Source organism: Pontibacter sp. 13R65, assembly GCF_047525655.1.
Classification (GTDB): Bacteria; Bacteroidota; Bacteroidia; order Cytophagales; family Hymenobacteraceae; genus Pontibacter.
The window spans coordinates 69,237-87,228 of sequence record NZ_JBLIQL010000018.1; the positions used below are offsets into that span (position 1 = coordinate 69,237).

General features: G+C 44.4%; 12 protein-coding genes. 11 read left to right on the forward strand and 1 reads right to left on the reverse strand.

What is annotated here, in order from left to right; translation table 11 throughout:
* Window positions 1–37 precede the first annotated feature (37 nt).
* The 11 genes from ACMA1I_RS17765 (at window position 38) to ACMA1I_RS17815 (ending at window position 16,267) form a co-directional block, all read left to right on the forward strand.
* Window positions 38–1,006, forward strand: a complete 969-nt coding sequence (locus ACMA1I_RS17765; protein ID WP_337069772.1) for a FecR family protein — start codon at window positions 38–40, stop codon at window positions 1,004–1,006.
* A gap of 166 nt (window positions 1,007–1,172) precedes the next feature.
* Window positions 1,173–2,894 carry a T9SS type A sorting domain-containing protein gene (locus tag ACMA1I_RS17770; protein WP_337069773.1) on the forward strand — a complete coding sequence of 574 codons (1,722 nt, stop codon included), beginning with the start codon at window positions 1,173–1,175 and terminating at the stop codon, window positions 2,892–2,894.
* Window positions 2,895–3,268: 374 nt separating this feature from the next.
* Window positions 3,269–6,520, forward strand: a complete 3,252-nt coding sequence (locus ACMA1I_RS17775; RefSeq protein ID WP_337069774.1) for a TonB-dependent receptor — start codon at window positions 3,269–3,271, stop codon at window positions 6,518–6,520.
* 8 nt (window positions 6,521–6,528) lie between these two features.
* A complete protein-coding gene (locus ACMA1I_RS17780) occupies window positions 6,529–8,124 on the forward strand; it encodes a RagB/SusD family nutrient uptake outer membrane protein (protein WP_337069775.1) in 1,596 nt (531 codons plus the stop codon).
* 68 nt (window positions 8,125–8,192) lie between these two features.
* Window positions 8,193–9,113: an endonuclease/exonuclease/phosphatase family protein gene (locus ACMA1I_RS17785; RefSeq protein WP_337069776.1), complete on the forward strand. Its 921-nt coding sequence runs from the start codon at window positions 8,193–8,195 to the stop codon at window positions 9,111–9,113.
* 269 nt (window positions 9,114–9,382) lie between these two features.
* On the forward strand, window positions 9,383–10,558 hold the full coding sequence (locus ACMA1I_RS17790; RefSeq protein ID WP_337069777.1) for a phospholipase D-like domain-containing protein: 1,176 nt from the start codon (window positions 9,383–9,385) through the stop codon (window positions 10,556–10,558).
* 80 nt (window positions 10,559–10,638) lie between these two features.
* Window positions 10,639–12,027 (forward strand): Gfo/Idh/MocA family oxidoreductase, encoded by a 1,389-nt coding sequence (locus ACMA1I_RS17795; RefSeq protein ID WP_337069778.1) that lies wholly within the window; start codon window positions 10,639–10,641, stop codon window positions 12,025–12,027.
* Between the two features lie 168 nt (window positions 12,028–12,195).
* Window positions 12,196–13,092, forward strand: a complete 897-nt coding sequence (locus tag ACMA1I_RS17800; RefSeq protein WP_337069779.1) for an endonuclease/exonuclease/phosphatase family protein — start codon at window positions 12,196–12,198, stop codon at window positions 13,090–13,092.
* Window positions 13,093–13,227: 135 nt separating this feature from the next.
* Window positions 13,228–14,124 (forward strand): endonuclease/exonuclease/phosphatase family protein, encoded by an 897-nt coding sequence (locus ACMA1I_RS17805; protein WP_337069780.1) that lies wholly within the window; start codon window positions 13,228–13,230, stop codon window positions 14,122–14,124.
* Between the two features lie 172 nt (window positions 14,125–14,296).
* Window positions 14,297–15,217, forward strand: coding sequence for a glycerophosphodiester phosphodiesterase family protein (locus tag ACMA1I_RS17810; RefSeq protein ID WP_337069781.1), 921 nt, complete (start codon window positions 14,297–14,299; stop codon window positions 15,215–15,217).
* 90 nt (window positions 15,218–15,307) lie between these two features.
* A complete protein-coding gene (locus ACMA1I_RS17815) occupies window positions 15,308–16,267 on the forward strand; it encodes a glycerophosphodiester phosphodiesterase family protein (protein ID WP_337069782.1) in 960 nt (319 codons plus the stop codon).
* Window positions 16,268–16,369: 102 nt separating this feature from the next.
* On the opposite strand, the gene ACMA1I_RS17820 is transcribed toward ACMA1I_RS17815, so the two are convergent.
* On the reverse strand, window positions 16,370–17,257 hold the full coding sequence (locus tag ACMA1I_RS17820) for a dienelactone hydrolase family protein (RefSeq protein ID WP_337069783.1): 888 nt from the start codon (window positions 17,255–17,257) through the stop codon (window positions 16,370–16,372).
* Window positions 17,258–17,992: the final 735 nt, after the last annotated feature.

The following is a 17,992-nucleotide window of genomic DNA, read 5'->3' on the forward strand; positions in this document are numbered from 1 at the left end:
CTAGTACTTTTTCAGCTTCAGGTACACTACTAAGTATATGCAACCTGAAAAAGAAATTTTAAGCAACCTGCTAGAAAAGTACCTGCAGGGCAAAGCCAATAGAAGTGAAGTTGAGCTACTTCAGAAGTGGTTTTGGCAACTCGATGTACGAGAGCAAAAAGCTTTTAAAAGTTTCTCAAAGGAAGAGGAGATACGGCTAAAAATGAAGCGTCGTATCCTGGAGCAGATTAAACCTGTCGCTACTGTAAAAAAGATTCACTATTTCCCTACCTGGTTACAAGCAGCCGCAGCATCCTTGCTGCTTCTGATTGGTGTGTTTGTCGGGTATAAATATTTACATGCTAAAGAGCCTACTTCTATAGCTAAGACTGTTATAGAAGCTGATGGCAACTCTTCAAAAAAAGTGACACTGCCCGATGGTACCATTGTAAGCCTGAACCTATACTCTAAGCTGGAGCTGGATGAAGATTACAATGAAAAAGAAAGAAAGGTAAAACTTATAGGAGAGGCTTTCTTCGATGTAAAGCAGGACAGCCTGAGGCCATTTATAGTTTCTTCTAATGCTATCAGCACGCATGTGTTAGGCACCGCTTTTAATGTGGAGGCATACGAAGGAGAGGAGCAAATTCGGGTGGCATTGCTTAGAGGTAAGGTAAAAGTTAAGGACGGCAATTCGCTGCGTGCAGATTTAAGCCCTGGTCAGATGATAGTGTATGACCGGGCTGCAAAAAAGGGTAAAATGCAAGCCATCTTAACACAGCATGTAGGTAGCTGGATGCAAAACAAAATCATCTTTGATGATATCTCTCTGGCAGATGCCATTCATAGGATACAACACCACCACCAGCTGAAAATACAAATAGATCCGGCTGTTGCGCTGGAAGGAAAGCGTGTTACAGGAGAATTTGAAAATAATAAAGCTGAGCAAGCTTTAGAGGCTATTCTGTTGCTCCATAATATGAAAATTACAAAAAGAGGAAATGTCTTGTTTCTTTCTGAAGACTGATAAAATGTAATAGAGGCTCCTGTTGCTACATACAATTATCTGATAATCCTTTTAACCTGCGGCTTACATCATCCACTTTTAGAAGTGAGATGAGCAACAAAGGCTATTCTTTTTATAAGAACATACAGCAATAAATACAATCGGATCATTAATAAACGTAAGAATTATGAAAAAAAATTACAGTTTCAGAAAGAGGTTAGGCCTCTCTTTTACCGTCTTACTTTTCTCTTTTGGTGGTGCCTATAGCCAGACCAAAGTAATTGAAGACTTTAACACCTATGCCATAGGTGAAGAGGCTGTGGACTTGAATGGATTAGGTACTGCTACAAATGGTTGGGGTAGTGCCTGGGAGCAAACGCACGGGCAGATTTTACTACAACGAGGCAATTTGATTGCAGGTCCCGTTGCCGGAGGGCAGCATGCCAAATCTACTAATGGCTCCACCAATGTGAATTATTACCGCTACCTAAAAGACAATTATGAGAATAAAGCGGGTGCGACCTATTGGTTAGGGTTTCAGTTAGACCCAACTGTTGAGGCCAGGTGGGGCGGTTTAGGGCTTTTTCATTATGCCACCGAAATTATGCTGATTGGCACCCCTAATGGCTTTAACGAGCTCGGTGTTGCAGCTCCAGGCCTGTCGAGCAAGATATTGGAAGGAACTTCAGCATCGGAGAAGGCGAGGTTTGTAGTCCGAATTGATATGAAAGGAGAAGAAGGCGGCAATCCTGTGGTGTATGTATGGAAGGATCCTGATATGACAGTTCAACCATCTATTGAAACAGCTGGCATTACTATGGAAATTCCACGCCTTGCGAATGGCTTTAACCGTGTTCGGCTTGGGCATAGAGATGGTGCCTCTTTAGCTTATGATCATATCCGGATTTCTACAGATTGGCATGACCTTAACCAACTGGAGGAGCCTGAGCCAGGACCTGTACATGAACCGGAATACCTGGCTTCTGAAAATTTCGATAGCTATGAGCTGGCCGAAGGAGAAGGCACCGATTTAAAAGGCTTAGGCAGTGCCACCAATGGTTGGGCTGGTCCATGGGAAATGGTAAATGGAAGTTTCCTGTTAAAAAAAGGCAACATTCCTGCGGATGAGGCTGAAGGAGGAATCCACGCTGTAACCGAAAGCGTGAACGGTTCGGCTGTAAACTATTACCGTTCCTTGAGCGGCACCTGGGAAAATATGGCCGATAAACAGTACTGGTTAGGATTTCAGTTTAACCCGTTAACTGCACCAAATTGGGGTGGACTCTTTTTGTACCTCTATCACAAAGAACTTGCTGTTCTCGGCATTCCGAATGCCACCGGGCAGTTAGGGCTGGCGAAGTCAGGTACTCATGTTGTAATGGAAAAAACAAGCGCCACCGACTCTAACTGGTTTGTTGCCAGAATAGATATGACCGGCCCAGATGGAGTGCCTCAAATGTATGTATGGAACAATCCTGATCCTAATACTGAGCCAAACCCTGATAATGCGGTCCTTTCTGTAGCAATGCCAGAGCTGGCTAATGGGTTTAACAGAATCAGGATCGGGAACCATGCCAGTGGCTCTATTGCCTATGATCATATCCGGTTGTCTAACCGTTGGCAAGACCTCCCGTTCCAGACTGGCCTGGTTACCAGCATACCTGATGCTGCTAAAGCAGATTATCTGGTGTACCCAGTGCCTGCCAATGGAAATATTACTGTAGAGCATGCCGCAAATACAACCATCACTTTTACCACCATGGATGGCCGGATCTTAAAATCAGTTGAGAATAAGTCAAACAAGGCAAACGTAGATATTTCGGATTTAAAACCAGGAGTTTATATACTGTCTGTCGACAAAGGTACTTCCAGATCTTATAAGCGAATTGTAGTGGGCAGCGGACACTAAGAGCATAGATTCGGAAGACTAGACCAGCGCTTTATTGGGTTAATCAGTCACCATTTATCCTAAGCCTGATTTAGTGCATTTTCTCTTCGGAAGGCCCTTTTTATTAGAAGAATTCAGGGTGGACCAAGTTTTTAATTTTTAAGCGATCATCCTCCGAAAGCGAATAAATTTAGAGACAGTGTTATCGCGCATTACTTTTTATGAATACCAAATTAATCTAATGAAAAGGGCCTTCCGGAGGATGCTGCAGATGTTTTATGCAAAGAGTTAGCTGATTTTTATGATGCATACCCAATTTGCTAAATCAGACCACACAATAATATTCAGTAAAAGCCCGGGCAGGTTGTAACTACTCATTTTCATCATTCTTTTTTATGACAAAAATAAATTCATTCTATCAAGGAATTGCCTTACGGGTACCTGCAAAGTGGAGCATGTTCCTGGCTTTCTTGCTGGTTTCAGTAGGGGTAATTCATGCGCAGGCATATGACCTGGAGCAAAAGGTAAACATTAGTTACAAAAACATATCGGCCGACATAGTAATAAAGGAGCTGAACAAGCAAACAGCCATCTCCTTTACCTATGACAAAGCCGCTATGAAAGAGGTAAAGGTTTCTGAGATTAAATTTAAAAACACTTCTGTAAATTTTGTATTTGACTACCTGCGAGACAAGGCCGGCCTGGAATTTAAGATACTACAAAACACGATTGTAGTGCGAAAGGCAGCCGCTACAAAAGAGCAGGTAAGGCAGGATACGGAAACTTTCGATATTAAAGGCCGGGTGTATGATACCAAAGAGCAACCTTCTGGATTGCCAGGTGTTTCGATAAGCATAAAAGGGGGAACTGCGGGCACCGTTACCGACATTGATGGCTATTATACCATGAAAGCCAGGAGAGGAGATGTGCTGGTTTTTTCTATGGTGGGTTTTACACCTTTGGAAGTATCTGTAAAGAAAAGTGAAAGCAATCTGGTGGTGTCGTTGAGGGAGAATGTAGCTGCCTTTAATGAAGTGGTGGTGGTAGGTTTAACGGAGCAGAAGAAAAGGCATATCGCCAGTTCGGTTGCAGAGTTAAGTGTACAGTCGCAGATTGAAGGCAAGCCCATTACCACGTTGTCGCAGTCTTTACAAGGCGGCGTTACAGGATTGCAGGTAAGCCAAAGTTCCGGCATGCCCGGAGGCGATGCCGCAGCTATTAAGATCAGGGGCATCAGTACCATCGGTAACTCAAACCCGCTTGTGCTGGTAGACGGGGTGCCGATGGATATGAACCACATCGACCCTGTGACTGTAGAGAGCGTAACTGTTCTGAAAGATGCAGCAGCTGCTGCTATATATGGCGCAAGGGCTGCCAACGGCGTTATTCTGGTAACAACAAAAAGAGGTACACCAGGTAAAGTAACTGTTGCCTACGACGGCTATCATGGCGTGCAATCTCCGGCCAGCTTGCCTCAATTAGTGGATGCGCCTACTTACATGCGCATGTACAACGAAGCCCAGTTGAATGCCGGGCAATCGCCGAGCTTTACCGAAGGTGACATTCAGGCCACCATTTCCGGGGAAGACCCTATAGAATACCCCAACACGAACTGGCGGGATCTGATGATAAACATGGCTTCTCCCATCTCTAGCCACTCTTTGTCGGTGAGTGGAGGTAACAGCCTGGCCAGGTTTGCTGTTACGGGCAATTATATGAACCAGCAGGGCATGATTCCGAATAGCAGCATGGAAAGGTTTAACATCAGAGCCAATACTTCTATTTCAATTAGTGAAAAGTTTCTGCTCAACATGGACCTGCTCGCCATAAGAAGAGATAGGAGTGAGCCTAACCGATCCTCTGGTTCAGGAGGAAACAGAATACTGGAAGATATATATAGAGTGGCACCCAATGTACTGCCACGGTACCCAGCCGTAAACGGGGTGAGCCATTACGGACAATTCGCAGATATTGTAAACCCCTTGGCAGTAGCAGAAAGAGGTGGCGTAAAAACTACGGAGGAGGGGCAGGCCACTATTAACGTGCGGCCGAAATGGGAGGTGTTTCAAAATTTTAACCTGAATGGGCAGTTTAGCTTCCGGCTTAATAGCGATGCTGATAGGATTTTAAGAGATAATACTAACTTCTTTAACTACCATACCGGCCAGCTTCTCAGAACATGGATTACACAACGTGATCCAAGTATGGCCAGAACCACCTATTATTACCTGGCTGCAAACGCCGATTACACGCTGGAGCTAGACGATCATTTTCTTTTTGCTATGGCTGGCTACTCTCAGGAGGAGAACAACAGTGGCGAGTGGAACATCAACTCTATGGTCTCAGCTTATGCCAAATTAAACTACTCCTTCAAAGACCGATACTTAGTAGAGGGTACTTTTCGCCTAGATGGCTCCTCTAAATTTGGTCCCGGCCATAAGTTTGGCTATTTCCCATCTGTGGCTGTAGGATGGAACCTCCACAACGAAAACTTTTTGGCAGGCTCTGGAATGGTTAATAACCTAAAACTTAGAGCTTCTTATGGCCAGTTAGGGAATGAAAACATTGGTCTGTATAAGTACCAAACTATTATTAGTCCTACACACGGTTTAGAGCAAACCTATGGTAACCCAGATATTACCTGGGAAACTGTGAACATGGTGAACGTAGGCCTGGACCTTGGTCTGTTCCCATCTAACAAGCTGGAGTTGACAGTGGACGTTTATGATAAACTCACCCGCAACATGATTTTGACTCCTCAGTTGCCAATGGTTGGAGGCTTTCAGGGAGATGTGCCGGTAAATGCCGGGGAAGTAAGAAACAGAGGCTGGGAAATGGCCATCAATTATAATGAAAGGATTAACGACAATATTCGTTTCTCTATCAGACCAGGTGTTGGCTATAATCGAAACGAAATTCTTTCGCTGGTAGAAAACTTCAATGGTCTAAACAGCACTAGTAATAGTATAAATCAGGTTCGTGGTGCTGTTGGCAGCATCTGGGGTTTTAAGACGGATGGCTTGTTACAGGAAAGTGATTTTGATGGAGAAGGCAATCCTTTGGTGCCGGTTCGCACTGGTGCAGCTCCGGGAGACATAAAATACCTGGACCTGAACAACGATGGAGTTATAGATGCAACTCACGATCAGACCCTAATAGGCAACCCTGTACCCAGGTTAAATTATTTTTCCAATTTCCAGGTGTCTTACAAGAGGTTCGATCTTGAATTCCTTTTACAGGGAACAGGTCAGAGCGATGCACCGCTAATAGGTATGTTCGCCTTGCCGCTTGATTTGAGCAGAGATGGTGGTGTTCCTACTACCTATTATGCCAGTAACTACTGGACTCCAACGAATACCGATGCAAGGTTTCCAAGACTTAATGTCTCTCCTGCCAACAACCGAGAAATGTCACAGTTCTGGTTACAAAATGGCGCATACCTTCGCATGAAGTACATACAATTAGGCTACAACCTGCCAACTCCTTTCCTGAACAGATTAGGAGTAAGTGCTGCGAGAATCTATGCGAACGCACAAAACCCACTCACTTTTACTTCTGTGAAACTCACAGACCCAGAAAGCCGGGGCAACCAATGGACCTATGGCATCATGAAAGTTTATACAATGGGTGTACATGTTAAATTCTAATATTTAAAATGAAAAAGAGATTTTGCTTAATGCTGCTGGCGGCTAGTATGTTTACGTTTTCCGGTTGCGAAGATTTTTTAACGCACGATCACCCGACTGGAGTTTCTGATGAGGATTGGTGGAACACGGAACCAGATGCTATTGCTGCTTTAGGCCGGGTGTATGTAGGCTTACCCGATGGAGCAACAGGCCGACAAATTCAATGGCTTTCTACGTTAAGCGATGATGCCGTAGCGCGGCAGAGTACAAGGGGAGACTACGAAGTTTATGTTAGAGGGCTTCAGACACCTACCTGGAACAAGTCTAACCATATCTGGATGGACGATTATAAGACGATTAGGAGGGCAGCCCGCTTCTTAGAAAACATAGATAAGGTGTACATGGATGAAACACGAAAGACACGCTATAAATACGAAGCCCGTGCCCTTCGAGCTTACTACCACATGGAATTACTGATGCTGTTTGGTGGAGTACCAATTGTTACCGAGTCTATAACTCCTAATGCTAGCAGGTTACCCAGAAACACAGAAGAAGAAGTCTACAATTTTGTTGTGTCTGAACTAAAAGAATGCGGTGAAAACCTCCCTGCTGAGTATGATTTTCAGAATATACATAGAATTACCTCTGGTGTTTGCTGGGCGCTGATAAGCAGGCTGGCACTTTTCCATAACAAGTATGATGATGCAAAAATGGCTGCCCGAAAAGTCATGGATTTGGGTGTTTATTCCTTGTACAAAAGTTCAAACAGCAGGAATAGTTACAATGATTTGTTCAGGTATGCAGGAGAACTAAACAAAGAGCGGATCTTCTATAAATTAGAGGGTTCTAAAGGTGCCTGGAATAATTTTGCTCCAAAAGGTGTGGGTGGCCAAACCGTAATTTCACCAACGGCTGCGGTAGTTAACAGTTACGAAACCAAGCAAGGCAAAACCATTTGGGAGCTTGGTCCTGATTCGGTTGCTATTTACCAGCAGAACCCGAACTTTAAAAATAACAGGGACCCAAGACTAGCCGCATCTGTGCTACTACCTGGTCAGGTGTTTATGACAAACACCCTGAACCCGTTCAACACGCATCCTTCTAACCTCGATAGAATTGGAGATCAGCATTCCACCGCTACTGGTTTCTGGGTAAATAAATACCTGGACCAACAGGACCGGAATGCAACAAATACCCATCGTACCTTGCATTACATGATTATTCGATATGCTGAGATCTTGCTGAACTACGTGGAGGCGCTGGTGGAAACAGGCGAATGGAATCACCCGGATGTAGTGAGGTACCTGAACGAGATTCGCTCGCGTGCTGGCATGCCTCAGGTAGATCTTGTTAAATATAATTCACAGGAAAAAATGCGGGAACTGGTACGGCGGGAGCGGCAGGTAGAGCTGGCGTTTGAGGCGGTAAGGTATTATGATATTCGACGTTGGGGCATTTTTGAAGAGGTAATGAACGGACCTGTTTACGGTGCTGTAAACCCTGAAACAGGTGAGCCAGTGGCAGTTGAAATAAGAGTTGCCAATGCTAACCGGGACTACTATTGGCCTATTCCTCAGGATGAAATTATGTCGAACCCCAACATGAAGCAAAATCCCAATTACTAATGAAATGGTGCTGTACCTGTCGTTTGGCCGGTATAGTGGCAACATATTAAAACATTTTTGTAAGTACCATGAAAAGATATCCTGCATATTTTGCTTTCCTACTGCTGTTAATCCTATCTGCATGTGGTAGTGCTCCCTGGGAGGATTATACTCCTCCTGTTCCAAGGCTAGATGGTGGGCCGACAGATCCGACAGTACCCACAGAGCCGGGAGAACCGGAGGATCCAACTGGAGAGGATGCGCCTGCCCTGAGGGTAATGTCGTTCGGTTTGAATGGTGGCAATGCTAATCCAACTGGAGTAGCTGCTCTGATAAATGATCACAACGCCGATTTTGTAGTACTGCGTGAGGTGGATAGTTTTAACACCCGCTCCGGAATTACAATAGACCAAGGCGAAGAAATAGCAAAGCTTACGGGTATGCATTATTTCTTTGCCAAGGGCATCGATTATCGGGAGGGAGCCTATGGCACAGGAGTGCTTTCCCGGTTTCCGATAGAAGAGGCGAGAGCCGAACTGTTAGCGATTGATCCTAAACCTACTGCCGAAGGCGGCTTAGGGGGAGAGACCCGACCACTGGCTATTATAAGAGTAAAGGTGGAGGATGACCTGGAGCTTGTATTTGCGGGCACTAACCTGGATGACGGTAGTAATGCAGACCGGCGTGGCGCCAACCGACCCTTGCAGGCCAATCAGATACTAAACACACTGAAAGACCTACAGGTGCCAATAATCCTGGCGGGCAATTTTTATTTCCAAACGCAGCAAAACGATGCGGCCTTGCAACTGCTGTACAACTTATTTGTTCCTGGCTGCACGGGTTGTGAATTAACTTTTCCTGCCAATAACCCAACTTTTGTTGCAGATCACATCATGATTAAAGCAAGTGATAAAACAGATTTGCAAGTGCAGAGCTATACCATTGGTTCAACTCCTATTAATAACAGAGTTCCTGTTATCGCTGATATCAAAATAAGTCAAAAGCCTTAACTGAAGCCTCTCCCTCTCACTGCATACTTTATGTAAGAGAGAGGGAGAGTAAGCTTCCTTCTAAATGTACCCTACCCTAAAACAACATCGAAAAGTTCCTGGAAGAGCTTTTTCATTAGAATAATTCTCTGGTATGCGCTCGCCATTGTGGTAGCGCAAAAGTTTTGCTCAGCTGCTTTATTGCAAATGCAAAGCGGTTCAGTAAGTATGAATGTAGTGCGAGTTCCAATGCACCGGGCTCTCTAATTTGAAAAGGAAATGTATTCGTAATGCAAAATTTTAAATTTTTTATTCTCTATGTTGTACTGCTGATTGTTACTGCCTGCAACAAAGAGAATAACCCGGCTCCTTTAGATTCCGGATCAGGTACAGCAACTGTTTTACCAGTTACTATTTCTTTCCCTGAAGCTGTATTTACCAACACAGATCAGGTTTCACAGCGAATAGCTTCCACTACCATCATGGATAGGCTGATAAGTCTGGTAGATGCCACTCCTGAAAAAGCTTCTATTCATGTCTCTATTTTTGGTTTTGATTATCCTGCTTTGGTTAATGCCCTGATTAGAGCCAGTAACAGAGGGGTAAAGCTGCTCATTATGATAGACATGAGTAACGATGACACCAGAAAAGAGAATGCAGGGACAGTTGCACGATTAAAGGCCGCTTTAAAAGCTCCATCTGAGGTAGTAATCGTAACAAACGATGCGGGAGATATAGCCATAAATCACAATAAGTTCGCTTTGTTTTCTGAGGTCAAAACAAAAGATGGGAGTGCTGAAAATATTGTTTTTCAGGCTTCGCACAATTTTACCCTTGCCGACACACGGAAGGTGCAGGACGCAATAGTTCTTTCGCACCTGGGGCTTTACGAGGCCTACGCTTCCTACTGGCTCGATACGAGGGAAAAAGCGGCGAAGGACATGAAATATTATGCTTACCGGGAGTTCTCAGATGCTACTGCAGGTATTTACGCCTATTTTTTACCGAAAAGAAAATACGGTGTTTTCCATGGAGAAGACACCATTATTGAAATACTAAATGAGATACCAAATCCCTCCACAGCAACCATACGAATCGGGATGTCTCTCTGGACGGATACGCGATTAAATATTGTAGAAAAGCTGGATCAGCTCATGGACCAAGGGGCGAAGGTAGAGATAATTTCTAAACCAGGAATAGGTGAGAAAGTGTATGCAGGTTTGCTGAAACTGGAGAAGAAAGGAGCCAACATAACAATGTTTAGTAAAACTAACATACACTCCAAATTCATGCTGATAGAAGGTACACAAGACGGAGCTTCCTATAATGTTATAGTTGCCGGTAACCAGAATTTTACGCGTAATGCGTTGCGCTACAACAACGAAGTGATCCTTATGCTCAAGAACAGCGAACTGTATCAGCAGTATGATGACCTGTTTCGGGAGTTAAAGGAACTGCCCGAGTAGCTATGGGGTGAATCCACTAAAACAATTTAGCCAATAGATCTTGTGTATATATTTAAAAATTTATATCTTATATAAAAAACATGAACCGTCGAAATTTACTTAAATCGTTAGGGTTAAGCATAGGTGCAGCAGTGATTAGTACGGAGGCCCTTGCAAAACTTTCAGACAACACGTATGCTTACTCCCTTCCGGCTAACCCTTTGCATAAACTCCTTGACAAGCCTGTTACGGCCATAACCTTGGGAGCAGGTAGCCGCGGAACTGTGTATGGCAATTTCGCAACTAAATTTCCTGACCAGCTAAATGTTGTGGGTGTGGCAGAACCTAATAAATTCAGGAACGACCGTTATGCCACACAACATCAGATTCCGGATCAGCACCGGTTCAATACCTGGGAGGAGGTGTTTAAGCAACCAAAATTTGCGGATGCCATTATTATTTCTACTCCGGATAATTTGCATTACGAACCTTGCATGAAGGCTTTGGCAATGGGATATGATATTCTGCTTGAGAAACCCATTGCACCCACCGAAAAGGAGTGCCGCGACATCTTAAAGCTGGCCAAGAAGAATAATCGCATTGTTGCCGTTTGCCATGTGTTGCGCTATGCCCCGTATTTTGTGAAAATGCGCGAGCTAATAGCGCAGGGTGCCATAGGCGATGTGGTAAGCGTGCAACACTTTGAACCAATCGAGCACTTGCACATGGCGCATTCTTATGTGCGAGGCAACTGGCACAACTCCAAGGAAACTACTCCTATCATCCTGGCAAAATCGTGCCACGACCTGGATATCATTAAGTGGGTTATAAACAAGCCCAGTAAGCGCATTGCCGCTATGGGTGACCTGAAATGGTTCCGTCGCGAAAACGCACCGGAAGGCAGTACTGCCCGCTGTACCGATGGTTGTAAAGTGGAGCGAGAGTGCCCTTATTCCGCTATCCGGCACTACCACGATAATCGCAAGCGAACCTTTGTACTTGATTTACCAGCTGATAAGAGCACGCACAGCGAGGTCATAATGGACCGCCTGAAAACGACGAATTACGGGCGTTGCGTGTACAGAATGGAAAATGACCAGCCAGATCATTACGTTACCACCATTCAGTTTGCCGACAACATTACGGCCAGCTTCTCTATGGAGGCCTTTACCTCTTACCACGGCAGGCGCACGCGTATTATGGGCGCTATGGGAGATATGGTAGGCGATATGGAAGAACTGGTGGTAAATGATTTCAGAACAGGAAAGGAGCTGAAGCTAAAACCTAAGGCCGAAGATGTGGAAGGCTATAAGAACAGCGGTCATGGTGGCGGCGACTGGTTTTTGGTACATGATTTTGTGCAGGCAGTGTCGCAGCAGGACCCTTCTCTTTTAACCTCCACTATTGACGAGTCGATAGAGAGCCACATTATGGGCTTTATGGCGGAAGAAAGCCGCAAGCGCCATAAAGTAATGGATATCAAATTATAAAATGCTTGCAGACCGCCTTCTTTTCTGCATCTCTATTGCTGCCCCCTTTACAGAGTAAGATGAGCCTCAGCCTCAGGAGCCGAAACAAGTTCCTGAGGCAATTTATGGCAGATCTGCAGCAGGACGCTGGAGTGGGCAATAAAGTGTGCCCCTACTAAAACCATTTTTATGAAACTGATTCAGCAGTATTTGCTCCTGTTTTTTTGCATTGTCTCCGCTTATGCCTGTAATTCATCGGAAGATATTGTTCCTTCTCCTTCACCTGGAGATGGAACGGTTGCTGCAAATGCGCCTATTCAGGTAATGAGTTACAATATTTTACAGGACGACTTTGGAAGACCAGCAGGTCAGTCGTGGACGGAGCGGAAAGAAAGTGTGCTGTCTCTTATACGATCTTATAAAACAGATCTTTTATGTGCACAGGAAGATTATCTGAACCAGGGAGAAGACATTTCCCGTGCATTGGGCTTCTATAAAACAGGAGTAGCACGCTTTGATGGGAGCACAACTGGAAGAGGTGAGTTTGTCGCCATTTATTACAACAAGCACCGTTTTACACAAAAGGGTTGGGGCCGGTTCTGGATGTCTGAAACACCTGATAAACCATCACCAAGTTGGGATGGTACCCCGATCAGAATTTGTAATTGGGTTTTGCTTTTAGATAATAATTCAGGTCAGGAGTTCTATGTGTTCAACACGCATATAAACCTGAATGGAAGCCTGAAATCTGCAGAACTGATTAAAGAAAAGATACAGGCAATAGCAGGAGATAAACCAGTAATCCTAGCAGGCGATATGAATACGACACCTACTACTCCAGCTATAAAAGTGTTTGAATCGATACTGCAAGATAGCCGGAGCATTTCCCAGAAACAGCCGCAAGGACCTATCGGCACCTACAATGGCATGAACCCAAACAGAGTTATGTCTGCCAACTACCGTTACGACTATGTTTTTGTAAGCAAGCACATGCGGGTGCTGGAATACGAAGTGTCGGATGTGCGTCATCAGCATGCTTTTCCTTCCGATCATTTTCCGGTTTGGGTGAAATTCGAATTCAAATAAGCGAAGCTTTGCGAAAGCACCAGTAAGCCAAAAAGGCATTAACCTTTTCTTATGAGGCTGGCGTTTCTTTTTGTTGCTCTACAAGTTATTATCCGCATTTAATATAAAAACCACCTGCAATAGTAAAATTGTTTCATGAACCGACTTCATATGTTCCCTTGGCTTTTTATTATGCTGGCTCTGTTGGGAGCTTGTAAAACTAATTCAGATGATCCTGCTCCAACTGTCGAAGAGCAGGGCAGGGCGAAAGTGCCTTATATAAATGTGATGAGCTATAATGTCTTACAGGATGACCCTGTGAGGCCGAAAGGATATTCTTGGGCAGAGCGTAAAGACCGTGTGATGCAGCAAATCAAAGAGAATAATATCGACATTTTATGTGCGCAGGAAGATTACCTGAACCAAGGCGATGATATAAGCCGGGCAACAGGCTTTTATAAGACAGGTGTTTCCAGAAATACCGGCAACGCAACCGGAAGTGGTGAGTTTGTAGCCATTTATTATAACAAGAACCGGTTCACTCTTCAAAAATGGGGACGTTTCTGGATGTCGGAAACGCCTGATGTGCCCTCCAGAAGTTGGGACGCCAGGGTACTTCGCATCTGTAACTGGGCTAAGTTTAAAGATGCAAATACAAACAAAGAGTTTTATGTTTTCAATACGCACCTCGACCACATTGGGAGTGAGGCGCGCCTTAAATCTGCGGAACTTCTAAAAGCTAAAATTGCTGAGATAGCGGAGGGCAAGCCTGTTATATTAGCTGGCGACATGAATGCGACTCCTGAAACAGCGCCAATACGTGTTTTAAATAACTTTATGTTCGATAGCCGGGAAGTTAGCGAAAAGTATCCTTCAGGCCCTATTGGCACTTACAATGCCATGGACATAAACAAACCGCTCAACCGGCGCATAGATTATATTTTTGTAAATAATTTGTTTAGGGTGTTGGAGTATAGCGTTTTAAATGAAACAAAAGACAATATTTACCCTTCTGACCACTTGCCGGTTTTGGCCAGGGTTGAACAGAAGTAAGGCGTGTAGTTTTCTTTGTGTAACTACAGCTTTTTACACTACGGCAGTTCATCGGAAATGAAATTATTCTAATGAAAAGGCCCTTCAGGAGGCATTTTTTGCTTTTTATACCAATAGCTTTGCCATAGCCGTATTTTACTTTTTTGGAGCAAATAATTAATTTATTTCCAACATGCATTGTTCAGCAGGTCAGCACCTACTTCTTTTACTTTTAGGATTACTATTTTCATTCGAGACGTCTGCACAGGAAACTCTGCATACGATAAAGGTAAAAAAGCCAAAAGATGTAAGGGCATTTTTTAAGTATTCTCAGGACAAGTCACCCATCATCAGCGGGCACCGGGGCGGCATCGTCACTGGCTTTCCTGAAAACAGTATTGCTGCCATGGAGCACACCCTGCGGCATACAGCTGCATTTTTTGAATTGGACCCACGCCTTACCAAAGACAGCGTAATCGTGCTGATGCATGATGCCACTTTAGATAGAACCACCAATGGTTCAGGCAAGTTATCGGAGTATACCCTGGCAGAAATCAAGAAGCTGAAGCTGAAAGATGTAGACGGAAACTTAACCGAGTACCAGATCCCTACCCTGGAAGAAACCATTCTCTGGAGCAGAGGCAAAACCATTATCAACTTAGATAAAAAAGATGTGCCGCTGGAAATGACCGCAGCCATTATCCGGAAACATAAGGCAGAGGCGCATGTAATGGTTACAGTGCATAATGCAGCGCAGGCTAAATTTTATTATGACAAGAACAAAGAAATCATGTTTTCGGCTTTTGTAAAAACAAAGGAAGCCTTGCACGAATACGAAGCAGCGGGCATACCCTGGTCGCATATGATCGCCTACATTGGTTCCGAAAACAAACCTGAAAATAAAGAACTTTTCGACTTGCTACATGAACGAGGAGTCATGTGCATGATATCGGCCGCACCCAAATACGATAAACTGCCTACTTTGCAGGAGCGTGCTAAAGCGTATCAAAGCATATTTGAGAATGGAGCGGATATTCTCGAATCTGATTTGCCAATTGAAGTGGCCGAAGCCATACAAGCAAACATGCCGGCCCCTTCCTTGAGGAAAAGATAGTTAGCTAAAGTCAAGAACCTTATTAGATGGATTGTTTTTGTCAAACCTGGAACCAGTAAATGACAGAGACCCTGACCTGCCTGAGGTAATATGCAAAAATCAGCAAAACTGTACATAACCAATTTCAGAATATCTCTACTACTGTCGCTCTTGCTGCTGCTTTTTGGTTGTAGTACCTCAAACAACAGTAGTCGCCACAAGTTTACAGGGAATAGCCTGGAAGTGATACTGCAGGAGTTTTATCAGCCTGCCGGAAATCAGGTGTTGGTGGTGGCGCATCGGGGAGACTGGCGCAATGCCCCCGAAAATTCCTTGCAGGCCATTCGCAATGCCATGGATATGGGAGTAGACATTCTCGAAATTGACATCCAAAAAACAAAAGACGGACAACTGGTGCTCCTGCACGATAAAACACTGGACCGCACCACAACCGGTACAGGAAGAGTGGACCATCATACCCTACACGAACTGAAGCAACTTTACCTGAAAGGAGGGCATGGCGTGGCCACCAGCCACCGGATACCTACACTTGAGGAGGCCATGCTGTTAATGAAAGGCCGCGTGATGGTAAACCTAGACAAAGGCTACGACCATTTTAAAGAGGCCTATGCCGTGTTGGAAGCCACAGGTACTGTGCAGCAAACCATCCTTAAAAGTGGGCACTCTTATGATAAAGTTTCTCAGGAAAACGGAGAGATTTTACAGAAAGTGCCGTTTATGCCAGTAGTTGGACTAGATAACCCGCATGCCCTGCAAATTATAAAGAGTTACCAGCTTGAGCTCAAGCCAGCTGCTTTTGAGCTAGTATTTAAAACAGATACCTCTGCCGTTTTAAGAGACATAGATCAAATTAAAAGAACAGGTGCCCGTGTGTGGGTAAATTCCCTGTGGCCCAGCCTTAATGCCAGCCACCACGACGACTTAGCAGTGGAAGGAGGAAAAGCAGACGAGAGCTGGGGGTGGTTGCTGGAAAAAGGGTTCAATATTATTCAAACCGACCGGCCTGCTGAACTGCTGGCTTATTTAAGAGCGCGCAGGTTACACCGGTAAAATGGTGGCAGATTATCTCTACTGCTTAAGGCTTACTTCTGGTTTAAACTTACTACATCCACCATAGTCTTGCCCTAAAGCAGTAGAGCAATTGCAATTGGGTTACTTCAGCTTTTCCTTAAAAAAGTCAGTGGTACGGTTCCAGGCTAGTTCTGCTGCTGCTTTGTCGAAACGTGGCGTTGTATCGTTATGAAAGCCATGATTGACCTTTTCGTACATATGGGCAGTGTATTTTTTGTTGTTTTGTTTTAGAGCAGCCTCATAAGCCGGCCAGCCTTCGTTTACACGCGTATCGAGTTCGGCGAAGTGAAGCAGGAGGGGCGCTTTGATGTTCGGAACATCTTCCGCTGCCGGTTGTCCTCCATAAAAGGGTACAGCTGCCGCCAAATCCGGAAGGCGCACAGCCATCATATTTGAAATCCATCCGCCAAAGCAAAACCCTACCACGCCCACTTTACCGTTGCAATCTTTATGATTTTTAAGGTAGTGGTAAGCTGCAATAAAATCCTCCAACATCTCATTTCTGTCGCGTTTGCTCTGCATGGCCCGCCCGTCATCGTCGTTGCCCGGGTACCCACCCAAAGGAGTCAAGGCATCAGGAGCGATAGAAATAAATCCGGCAAGGGCGGCTCTTCTGGCAACATCTTCAATATAAGGATTTAGGCCACGGTTCTCATGCACTACTACAATACCGCCCAACTTCTCTTTGCTGGCAACAGGCCTGGCAAGCAGCCCCTTTATGGTACCACCACCTTTTTCCGAAGAATAGGTAATGTATTCAGATTTTATGCGAGCATCATCTGGTTGAACTTGCATAGTACCCTTGTAGGCTGGCATCAGAAAACTCATGAGCGACGCCACCGTGACACCACCCACGGCATACACAGAAAGTTTTTGCACAAAGTCCCGCCTGTTCAAGCGGTTGTGTGCATAATCGTCGTAGAGGTCAAATACTTCTTGTTTGATATCTTCTTTCTGTATTTCGTCCATGGCGGTTTAGGGGTAAAGCTGTTGGTTTTACTATGATCAGCAGTAGTTTAACAGACGTTCTAACTGCACAAAAGGTATTTGCAAGACGCTTGCCTTACATTTGCCTGCTTGCTGGATCTACTAAACTCTTAGACCTCCTCAATTTAAGAAATTCTGTTAGTTGATAAATTATTTTCATGGTTTTATTCAGCTGCAAGCAACTGTTAGTTTGACCTTTTAGATATAAAGTGTTAAAGTGTACTACTTTTTAGGTAAAGCAGAAAAGGAGACCTGAAGCTGTAGTAGGTAGCTCTTATTGCATCTTCTGTTTTACTTTTCACCATCAGGAAGTTTGCAAGCAACCCTGATCCTAATTATGTTAATGAAAATGGCCTTCCAGAGCAAAAAGATAGAATTTTTAGCTCCGGAAGGCCAATGCTTTTCAAAAACATTTCTATTGCCAATTGCTCGCGGCCCCGATGTTATTTTACATTAAATACCTCTGGAAGGCCAATTTCATTAGAAGAATTTGTTCCGAAGGATGCTGTTCTCAGCCTCTGAAAGTATGGTTTATATCTCGATTTATTTAGAGAAGTTTGATATTAAGAATCAATATTTTTCTGATGATAACCGCAGCATGTTGTAATCGAATAAAATGGATTCCCCAGACCGGAGCAGGATAAAAGGAACAGACAAGGAAATACATACCGGGCGCTACTAATGGTAGATATATTTTTAACACGATAGCGATCAAAG